The sequence below is a fragment of the Chamaesiphon sp. VAR_48_metabat_403 genome (assembly GCF_031422475.1).
Taxonomy (GTDB): Bacteria; Cyanobacteriota; Cyanobacteriia; order Cyanobacteriales; family Chamaesiphonaceae; genus Chamaesiphon.
The window spans coordinates 1-9,096 of record NZ_JANPLS010000072.1 but is presented as its reverse complement, the minus strand read 5'-3'; the positions used below and the strand labels follow the sequence as shown (position 1 = coordinate 9,096).

At 45.8% G+C, this 9,096-nt stretch carries 10 protein-coding genes; 4 read left to right on the top strand and 6 right to left on the bottom strand.

Annotation, left to right across the window (positions count from 1 at the left end; genetic code table 11):
- The first annotated feature begins 21 nt into the window (after nucleotides 1–21).
- Together RMO79_RS03605 and RMO79_RS03600 are read left to right on the top strand one after the other, a co-directional pair.
- A complete protein-coding gene (locus tag RMO79_RS03605) occupies nucleotides 22–1,674 on the top strand; it encodes an ABC transporter ATP-binding protein (protein WP_310481689.1) in 1,653 nt (550 codons plus the stop codon).
- Between the two features lie 144 nt (nucleotides 1,675–1,818).
- Entirely contained in the window at nucleotides 1,819–2,370 is a 552-nt protein-coding gene (locus tag RMO79_RS03600; protein ID WP_310481687.1) for a hypothetical protein, read from the top strand.
- Between the two features lie 66 nt (nucleotides 2,371–2,436).
- On the opposite strand, the gene RMO79_RS03595 is transcribed toward RMO79_RS03600, so the two are convergent.
- Together RMO79_RS03595 and RMO79_RS03590 are read right to left on the bottom strand one after the other, a co-directional pair.
- Entirely contained in the window at nucleotides 2,437–2,811 is a 375-nt protein-coding gene (locus tag RMO79_RS03595; protein WP_396136511.1) for a thioredoxin family protein, read from the bottom strand.
- A gap of 195 nt (nucleotides 2,812–3,006) precedes the next feature.
- Nucleotides 3,007–3,720 (bottom strand): NnrU family protein, encoded by a 714-nt coding sequence (locus RMO79_RS03590; RefSeq protein ID WP_310481685.1) that lies wholly within the window; start codon nucleotides 3,718–3,720, stop codon nucleotides 3,007–3,009.
- 240 nt (nucleotides 3,721–3,960) lie between these two features.
- Between RMO79_RS03590 and RMO79_RS03585 the strand changes: the two genes are divergently transcribed.
- Nucleotides 3,961–5,118, top strand: coding sequence for a hypothetical protein (locus tag RMO79_RS03585; RefSeq protein WP_310481684.1), 1,158 nt, complete (start codon nucleotides 3,961–3,963; stop codon nucleotides 5,116–5,118).
- 126 nt (nucleotides 5,119–5,244) lie between these two features.
- On the opposite strand, the gene RMO79_RS03580 is transcribed toward RMO79_RS03585, so the two are convergent.
- Nucleotides 5,245–5,703: a hypothetical protein gene (locus RMO79_RS03580; protein WP_310481683.1), complete on the bottom strand. Its 459-nt coding sequence runs from the start codon at nucleotides 5,701–5,703 to the stop codon at nucleotides 5,245–5,247.
- 197 nt (nucleotides 5,704–5,900) lie between these two features.
- On the opposite strand from RMO79_RS03580, the gene RMO79_RS03575 reads away from it, so the two are divergent.
- Entirely contained in the window at nucleotides 5,901–6,548 is a 648-nt protein-coding gene (locus RMO79_RS03575) for a triacylglycerol lipase (protein WP_310481682.1), read from the top strand.
- On the opposite strand, the gene RMO79_RS03570 is transcribed toward RMO79_RS03575, so the two are convergent.
- The 3 genes from RMO79_RS03570 to cysK form a co-directional block, all read right to left on the bottom strand.
- A complete protein-coding gene (locus RMO79_RS03570; protein WP_310481681.1) occupies nucleotides 6,524–6,958 on the bottom strand; it encodes a VOC family protein in 435 nt (144 codons plus the stop codon). The genes RMO79_RS03575 and RMO79_RS03570 overlap by 25 nt on opposite strands.
- Before the next feature lie 72 nt (nucleotides 6,959–7,030).
- Nucleotides 7,031–7,711: a DnaJ domain-containing protein gene (locus RMO79_RS03565; protein ID WP_310481680.1), complete on the bottom strand. Its 681-nt coding sequence runs from the start codon at nucleotides 7,709–7,711 to the stop codon at nucleotides 7,031–7,033.
- A 284-nt stretch (nucleotides 7,712–7,995) separates the two neighbouring features.
- Nucleotides 7,996–8,937 carry a cysteine synthase A gene (gene cysK, locus RMO79_RS03560; protein ID WP_310481688.1) on the bottom strand — a complete coding sequence of 314 codons (942 nt, stop codon included), beginning with the start codon at nucleotides 8,935–8,937 and terminating at the stop codon, nucleotides 7,996–7,998.
- Between the last annotated feature and the right edge of the window lie 159 nt (nucleotides 8,938–9,096).

The window sequence follows — 9,096 nt, the reverse complement described above, 5'->3', positions numbered from 1 at the left end:
CCCACACCCCCTTCCCCCCAAATGTCCCTACTAACCGTCCGCAACCTCTGGGTGACTTATCCGCAATCGGATTCAAGTCAGCAAGTGGTAAATGCGATTGAAGATGTCTCGTTTCGATTGGCTGCTGGCGAAAAAATTGGCTTTGTGGGCGAATCGGGGTGTGGTAAATCCACTCTGGGTAAGGCGATTATGCGCCTATTACCGACGAATTCGCGGATCGAGGGTGACATTCTATTTGAAGGGAAATCCATACCAGCGATGAATGCTGAAGCCTTGCGGCGATTTCGGGGTGAAGCTGTCGGCTTAATTTTCCAAGATCCGATGACGCGACTCGATCCGCTGATGACGATTGGCAATCACTGTCTGGAAACCCTCTACGCACACGAACCGCACCTGACTAAACAGCAAGCCAAACAACGCGCTCTAGACACCCTAGCAGCCGTCAAAATTCCTGAAGATAGGTGGAACCAATACCCCCATGAATTCAGCGGGGGAATGCGCCAGCGGGTGGCGATCGCGCTAGCTTTACTACTCAATCCTAAGTTAATTATTGCCGACGAGCCGACGACGAGTTTGGATGTGCGGGTATCGGCAGAAATCTTGCGAGAATTGACGCGGTTGTGTCAAGAACGCGAGATGGGGTTACTATTAATTTCTCACGATCTAGCGACGATCGCGACTTATTGCGATCGGATTGTCGTGATGAATAAAGGGCGCAAAGAAGAAGAAGGTACCGTCGAGCAGATTTTTGGCAATCCTCAGGCTGAATACACCCAAATTTTACTTAAATCGGCTCTTCACGTCCAGACTAACGAGCGAGTCGAAGAATTGACACCCACCGCACCACCGCTCAAAAAGCCGATTCTGACGCTCGATCGACTCCAAAAACATTACACGATCGAAACCAGCCTCATCCAGCGGATTCTAACTAACGCCAAACCCAAAATTACTAAAGCTGTCGAAAATGTCCACCTCGAACTCTATGAAGGTGAAATCTTCGGGCTAGTCGGCGAATCGGGGTGTGGTAAAAGTACCCTGTCGCGAACGATTTTGCAACTAGTTCCCGCAACGGGCGGTACCGTAACATTCTGCGGCGAAGAACTCACCACTCTATCCCCCGCTCAAATCCGATCCAAACGTCGCGAGATGCAGATGATCTTTCAAGATCCGAGCGCGTCGCTCAACCCCATGATGACTGTTGGCGAAAGCATTGCCGATCCCCTGATTATTCATCAGCTTACCGATACGCCAGCACAAACCCGATCGCAAGTACTGGCGATGCTCGAACGGGTGGGATTGAATCCAGCCGATGAATACTACGATCGTTATCCCAATCAGCTTTCAGGCGGGCAACAGCAGCGGGTAGGCATTGCCCGCGCTCTGATTACCAAGCCTAAATTAGTAATTTGCGACGAGCCAGTCAGCATGTTAGATGCCACGATTCAAGCCGAAGTACTGGAACTGATGCTAGAACTCAAGCGCGAACACAATCTCACCTATTTATTTATCACTCACGACCTCTGGTTGGCAAGATTTTTGTGCGATCGCATCGCTGTCATGAATCAGGGGCAAATTATCGAATGGGGCGATACCCAAGAAATTTTTTTTAATCCCCGCGAACCGTATACTCAAGAGCTACTAGCCGCCGCACCACTATTGGCAAAACAAGGATAACAGATTTTAAATTACTACAGAAAATTTAGACCGATGCGTGCTAGTATGACTCGCGATATCCATCATCTAAATTTTAACTATCAATCGACGATCGATAGTTAAGAAAATTGGGATACAACGTCAGCTTACCCCGCTCTATTGTTTATGACCTTCTGGACTATCATTGCTAGTATCGCCAGTATTCTGTCACTGATTTTTCATCTTAGTGGCAAAGGCTCGGCTCTGCGACAATTTACTTTACCGACTACGACGGCACTGGTTGGATACACGATCGGCAGACACCACACGGATGTAGAACAAATTTCTAATTTGTTTATCCAAGATCCGCATTTATTATTTATGTCGATTGTAATGGTGTTAGTGTTTGCACTAGCAATGTATTTAGTCGAATCGATTAAACCAGATGCCAAAATATCGTTTATATTTTTAGTTTTCTTGTCAACTATCGTCGTCCCCCAAATTATTAAAAGCTATAACGATATTGCCCCAATGGTAGCGACTCAAGACTATTTAGCACTAGCTAGGGTTAAGGAAAATGACGGTAATACCGATGAAGCAATTAAATACCTGAAAATTTATAGCAAACGCGTCGATCGAGTTGAGTTACAAAAGCAAGTAAACGATCGGATAGACAGTCTCCGCCGACAACAGTTCAAGCGGGAATCAACTACTAAGCCTAAGCTTAAAGATAATTAAATCTAGTAGCTATCTCGATCGAGTCGATACCCAATAGTTACAAAAAATTGGGTACCTAGTAGTAACTTATTCAGTTGCTACCAATCGCCAATCGATTTGGATCTGTTTGCTACGATCGCCCATTTGTGAATTCAGCGTAGCAATCATCGCGATCCGATCGAGATTGCCTTGGAGTTCTTCTTTACTATGGAAACCTTCTAGTCGGTCTAAGATTCTACCATTGGTAAATAATATTAAAGTTGGGAGAGTTCTTAGTTTATAAGTACTAGCTGACTTGAGGTTTTTGTCTGCGTTAATATTTACTAGTTTAATTTGTTCGCGCCAGCGATCGTGAAACTGAATCAGTGTCGGTTGAATTAATTGACACGGGCCGCACCAAGGTGCTCCAAAGTTGACTAATACGGGAATGGACGATGCGAGAACCTGTTCTTTGAAATTCAAATCTGTTACAAAATGGATCATACAACACGGTTGGTTGAATATTAAATATTTTCTTATATAAGTAATTATTTTAACCCTAATCAGCACGATCGGGGTATAGGGATCGGCGAATAACTAGAAGGGATCGAGGTAATAAACTTGAGAACTATGACGGATGTCGATCGATCGGATAGCCAGCAGATAGCGATCGACCTTTTAAAAGGATACCCTGGCAGCCATCTGAATCAACCACGGATGTCCCCAAGCAAACAATAGGACGAAAGCAACAACACCGATATAAGCAGGTCGGAGAAACTCAGCTAAGTTCAGCTTCTGTCTGCCGTCTAAAATCGCCAAGAAGGGCACGATCGAGGTTCTAGCTTTGACCAGTCCAAACTCCTTGCCATACCGCTGTCCCAGGCGATAATCGCCATGCCAGACTGCAAATAAATGATGGAGCATTAAACCGATCGAAGTCACTAACGTAAAACTAGTCCCGATCCAGAGCGTATGGGCGACACACCAGATTAATTGTCCGACCATTTGCGGGTGCCGAGTAATTCGCATAATTCCTGTCTCATAAATCCGGACTTGCGGTTTGAGGACGGCAGCGACTTCCAGCAGATTGAAGGTGGCTGGATACAGAAATAAAAACGAGATAAACGACAATATCCAGACGAGTGGGGCGACCCAGGGTGTCCCCTGAACTTGCCATAGTTGCCAACCATCATAACGATGATTGAAAAAGTAAATAATTAGAATAGTCGCAAATGGAATACTCACTAATGCGAATAACACGCGGTACAACCGCGCGCCAATCTTGGTTTCACCCCAAGATCTTAAAGCTGCCAGTCCGCTATGGGCGATCGCAAACCCAAGTAGCAATCCGAGTATAATTCCGTGGCTGGGTGTTAGTTGGGCTAGGGGCATTGGGGGAGATGGGGGGGGAGATGGGGGACAGGGAGACGGGGGGACTGGGGGATGTTTAATCCATAATCCAAAATTGAGAGGGGAGTTAACTTTGCTAGTAAAAGGGGCATTCTGAATAGATAGAGCGGATTGGAGACTTGTCGATCGACCGCGCTAACTATTTTGACAACTATCAGCCACTGAAACGATCGTGTCTTGGAGTTGGAAAGATTATTCCATGCCACTAATTCCTTTAAAGTTATGTTAGAGCAAGCGGCTGCTGCCTTAAATCGTCAGGACTATCAGACTGCCGCCAAGCTAATTGCCGTGTTAGTCGAGCAACGACCAGACGACCATCAAGTTCAACTGTACTCAGCAAAATTGCAAGAAGCAACAGATCGGCTCGATAATGCCCTCGAAATTTATCGAATGTTGCTCAAACATGCTGTCAATGTTAAAATTACTGCCGAGGCGCGTCAAGGAATCCAACGCATCGAACGGATTCAATCTCAAAGTCAGGCAGATGCGCTAGCGCAAGCTAGAACTGGGAGTGATGTAAATACCGCTCCAGGTTATTTAGTACTCGAACCGATATCTCAAGAACACAAGCAAGCTGTCGTAGCCAAGTTTGCCGCAATTATGGAGCTAGATCCATATAGTGCCAGACTTCAGCTTCCCAGTCGGGGGTGGCGACTGTATCGATTAGGACAAATGAGCGAATTAGAATTTTACCGCGATCGATTGCTTCAGGCGGAGATTCCTTGTTTTTGCGTCTCTCAACCCGACACGCAACAGGTGTTTGTCTTTCAGGTGGGGCACGTTAGCTCTTTTCATCCTCAAGCTACAATCGTTTGTAGCGACGATCGCAGCGAACTGCGGACAGTCAATTTTAACTGGTCGGAAGTCACGCAGATCGTCAGTGGCATGTTACCGATTTTTGAAGAAGTGATGGAAATCGACGCGCGCAATCGGACTTACCGCAAGCCCAAAGTGCTCGACTACGTGCATGTCTGCGATTTACAATTGCGAGATCGCCGGAGTATCTTTAGATTATGCTCGCAAACTTACGATTTTTCTGAGTATAAACAGGCACTCCATCAGCAGCGCGATCGAACTAATAATGGTAATCCAGACGATCGATTAAATGGCAATTTCGGTGGTTTGTCTAATACACAGCGGATTCCAGCTACCAGTCGTGACAATTGGAAAAATGTGATGGCTCAAATTAGCGAACGATTGGCTGACGTTCCGCATCAAAACAATTTTACGCCATTTGCAGATACCGCGATCGGTTATCCCGAAGCGATCGGCAGGATCGAGCCACACCTAGAGTTATTGCGTCGTGCCGATAGCAATTGGGATCGCGCTTTTCATCTGTATAGTATGCTCTCGATGTGTCGCGATCGCGATCGGGATTAAATATAGATTTGAAGTAGGGGTAATTCATGAAGCGGCGGTTTTATTCGGAGGTTCCCTCAGAATAAAAAACCGACAAGACATTGCCCCTACCAAATTTGTGCTAGAGACTACCAGTAAATTGGGCTACTATTTGCCAGGTTTGCGTTCTGCGGCCGTATTTTTAAAGGCTTTGGGTTTGTCAACCTGACGCGCTAACTCCAAAAATCCTCGCATATTCGCGCCAGGAAGACGACGGCTGCTGCTAGAAGAAGGTTTAATTAGATAGTCCGTCGCAAAGTTGGTAATCGGGGGCGCAGGAGGCGCGGTGACTACAGGCACTGGAGCTGCTTCAACCTTAGGAATTTCCGCTTTTTTCGCTGCTTTTTTATCGACTTTAGCTGCGACTGCTGCTGGTGCTGCGGATGTGGCTGCTGCGGCAACTGGTGTCGCTTCTTTAGTTACAGTTGCGGCTGGTGCAGGTGCAGCCGCTGGTTTAGCTTTAGCCTCTGGTTGAGCTTTAGCTGCGGGCTTAGACGAAGCATCTTCATCTTCTAGTTGGACAAAGAAGCCATCATTTTTACGACCAAAAAACTTTTTAAAAAACACGGTAAATTATCTCTCTCATTACATAGAATTAAATTATCAAATTTGACTGCTAGCAAGTGCAAGATAAGCTTACAAAGCTTAACAAAAGTTTACTAGCTCTCATCTTTGAGCCACTTGAGAAACTGTCACGAACAAATCGAGCCTCGATTGCTAGCCAGCCTAAAATTGAAACTAACATATCGATCGACTAAATTATCGTGGCAACTAACAGCACCATCCAGTCTAATTTTAACACCACGGCTCCCTACCGTCGAAACCCAATTCTGCTAGTACATGGCTTAATGGATACCAGCTATAAAATGCGGAAAATCTCTAGCTACCTGCAAGATTTAGGTTGGCAAGTTGCCGATATCGATCTCGATGCTAACACTGGCGATACTAGATTAGAAATATTAGCAGCACAAGTCGCCGATTTAATCGATCGCACTTTTGCCCCGCAGCAGCGCATTGACTTGCTAGGATTTAGTATGGGTGGGTTGGTAACGCGTTATTATCTGCAAAGATTGGGTGGACTCGATCGAGTCGATCGATTTATTACAATTTCTACGCCCCATCGGGGGACGATTGCGGCAAATTTTTCTGGACGAACTGGTTGTATGCAAATGCGCCCAAACAGCGATTTTATTACCGATTTGAGTAAGGATGTCGATCGCTTAAATCAGATTAATTTCACGTCCTTCTGGACACCTTTCGACTTGATTATATTACCGCCGAGTAGTTCCCAATTAGGCATTGGCACAGAACGACAATTTCCCGTAATCGCCCATCCATTAATGGTAGCCGATCGACGGGTATTAACAGCTATTCACTCTGCATTAATTCAACCGATCGCATCACCAATTTGAGTAAAATCACTTGCCCCAAAGATTGCTTCGCTATGGCTATAATATTTAAACTCTAATAAGTTAGCAAAAGGATCTTCTAAGAAAAAAGTTCGATGCTCGGTAATCGCGCCTGGAAAGCGATGTTTTGCCGATTGATAAAATTTTAGCTGTTGCGCTGTCGCGCGATCGAGTAATCCTTGCCAATCGGCTAAAGTCGGAAAAACAATCCCGAAATGGCGGGGATAAATTCCCGATTGGGTTGTTAAATCGGTTTTGGTAATGTGGGCGACTAATTGATGACCATAGAGGTTTAAAATTAGCGAATTAGCTGTCTCTCTACCCACGGTACAACCCATGCCATCGACATAGAATTTTTTAGTGTCTGGAATGTTCGCGATCGGGAATGCCAGATGAAAGATAAATTCACTCATTAGTTTACTGGTTATGAGTAGTTAGCAATTGGTTATGAAAGTGAATAGTGAAAACTCTTACTTCTTACTTAATTATTTATAGCTCTTTACTTTCTTATTAGTTTCTTTTTGCAATTGCGCGGCAATTTTAAACATCTCGATGCCATCGTGTAAATAGCTTTCGTCATAGTTCATGATGTAGAAATTTAATTCTTTAACACCATCAGCAACGCGATCGATCGTATAGTATAAATTAGCAGCAATTTCGGCAAGTAAAGACGGATTGGGCATCGAGTGAAAAATCTTATCGATCTTCTGTAGATGTTGCTGGCAATTAGTAATATACAGCTCAAAATTTGCCATCAATTCATCATCAAAAGGGTCGGCAGAAAGTTCGTGAATTTGGGTCTTGAGGGGCTTAATAATCCAATTTACCATCCGATTTATCGGTTGATAAACTTGATTCAACCATAAGATTAAATCTTCATCGATTTCTCGTCCTACCGTCCGAGGACGACGGGGGGAGTGAGTCGGATCGGATTGTTGGCGGGGAATGGCAACAGATGGCTCGAATAAATAATCGTAAGCTCTGCGCTGCCGCTCGTCGCCCAATACCTCATAAGCGGCATTCAGCTTAATAATGAGATCGGCATTAGTTTTGCCACCATTAACATCGGGATGAAATTCTTTCGCCAACCGCCGATAAGATTGTTTGATCTCATCAGCAGTGGCTTGAGGAGAGACTTGGAGAACTTGGTAGTGCGTTTCTGACATCGATCTAGGGATTAGGCTTTAGCGAAAAGTGCTTTACTTGGGGAAACCCCTGTCTTGTCTTGTCGTTTTCTTATTCGGGGGGAACCCCCGAATAAGAAAACGCCGCTGACTCACCTCTTTTGACGGGGAACCCGTCCATTCGCGTAGCGTCTCCGTTAGGAGAAGGTGAGTCGCAAGTAAAGCACCTTTTCAAGACAGGCTTTAGGCTTTAGGCTTTAGGTTTTAGGATTCAGGGTTTAAGCGATAATTGCGATGCGATTCTTCGCCAACGAAACCAGACAATTTTAAGCTTCAGGATCTTGAAATAACGGCGTACTCAGATAGCGTTCGCCAAAACTCGGCTGAATCATCACAATGAGTTTACCGCTATTTTCAGGACGACGACCGACAGCGATCGCGGCACATAGAGCCGCACCAGTCGAAATCCCCGATAATAGCCCTTCTTCTCTTGCCAGTCTACGACCGTATTCGATCGCTTGCTGGTCGGTAACGGTAATTACTTCATCGATAGCTTCAAGTTTGAGTACCTGTGGCACAAACCCCGCGCCAATCCCCTGAATTTTATGCGGCCCCGGTCTGCCACCAGATAGTACGGGGCTATTAGTTGGCTCGACCGCAATTACTTTAAATTCTGGTTTGCGCGGTTTAATAACCTCGGCAATTCCGGTAATCGTTCCACCCGTGCCGACTCCCGCAACGACGATATCGACGGTACCATCGGTATCAGCCCAAATTTCTTCGGCGGTAGTTACCCGATGAATTTGAGGATTGGCAGGGTTGCGAAATTGCTGCAACATGTAAGCATGAGGTGTCTTATCGACAATTTCCTGAGCGCGGCGAATACAGCCGCTCATCCCCTCGCTACCGGGAGTGAGTTCTAATTGGGCACCGTAAGCTTTTAATAACGCTCGTCGCTCCAGACTCATGGTTTCGGGCATGGCAATAATCAATTTATAGCCCTTCGCCGCTGCTACCATCGCGAGTGCGATGCCTGTATTGCCAGATGTAGGTTCGACTAGAATTGTTTTGTGCGGCGTAATCAAGCCTTCTTTTTCGGCAGCTTCGATCATATTGACCCCAATCCGATCTTTGACAGATGAGGCGGGGTTCATGCCTTCTAGCTTAACCACAATAGTTGCAACACAGCCTTCAGCCTGTGGGATGCGATTGAGTCTCACCAGCGGCGTGCGACCGACTAATTCAGTAATATCGTTAGCAATTTTCATAACATTAACGGCGGATAGGGGATCGAGCGGGGAGCGAAAAGTGCGTTCTTGGGGCGCGACGTTTTGGGGGGAAGCTTCCCCCAAAAAGCTCGCTTCTTTGCCCTGTCTTGTCGTTTTTATTCGGGGGCAACCCCCGAATAAAAACGCCGCAAGTGAAGC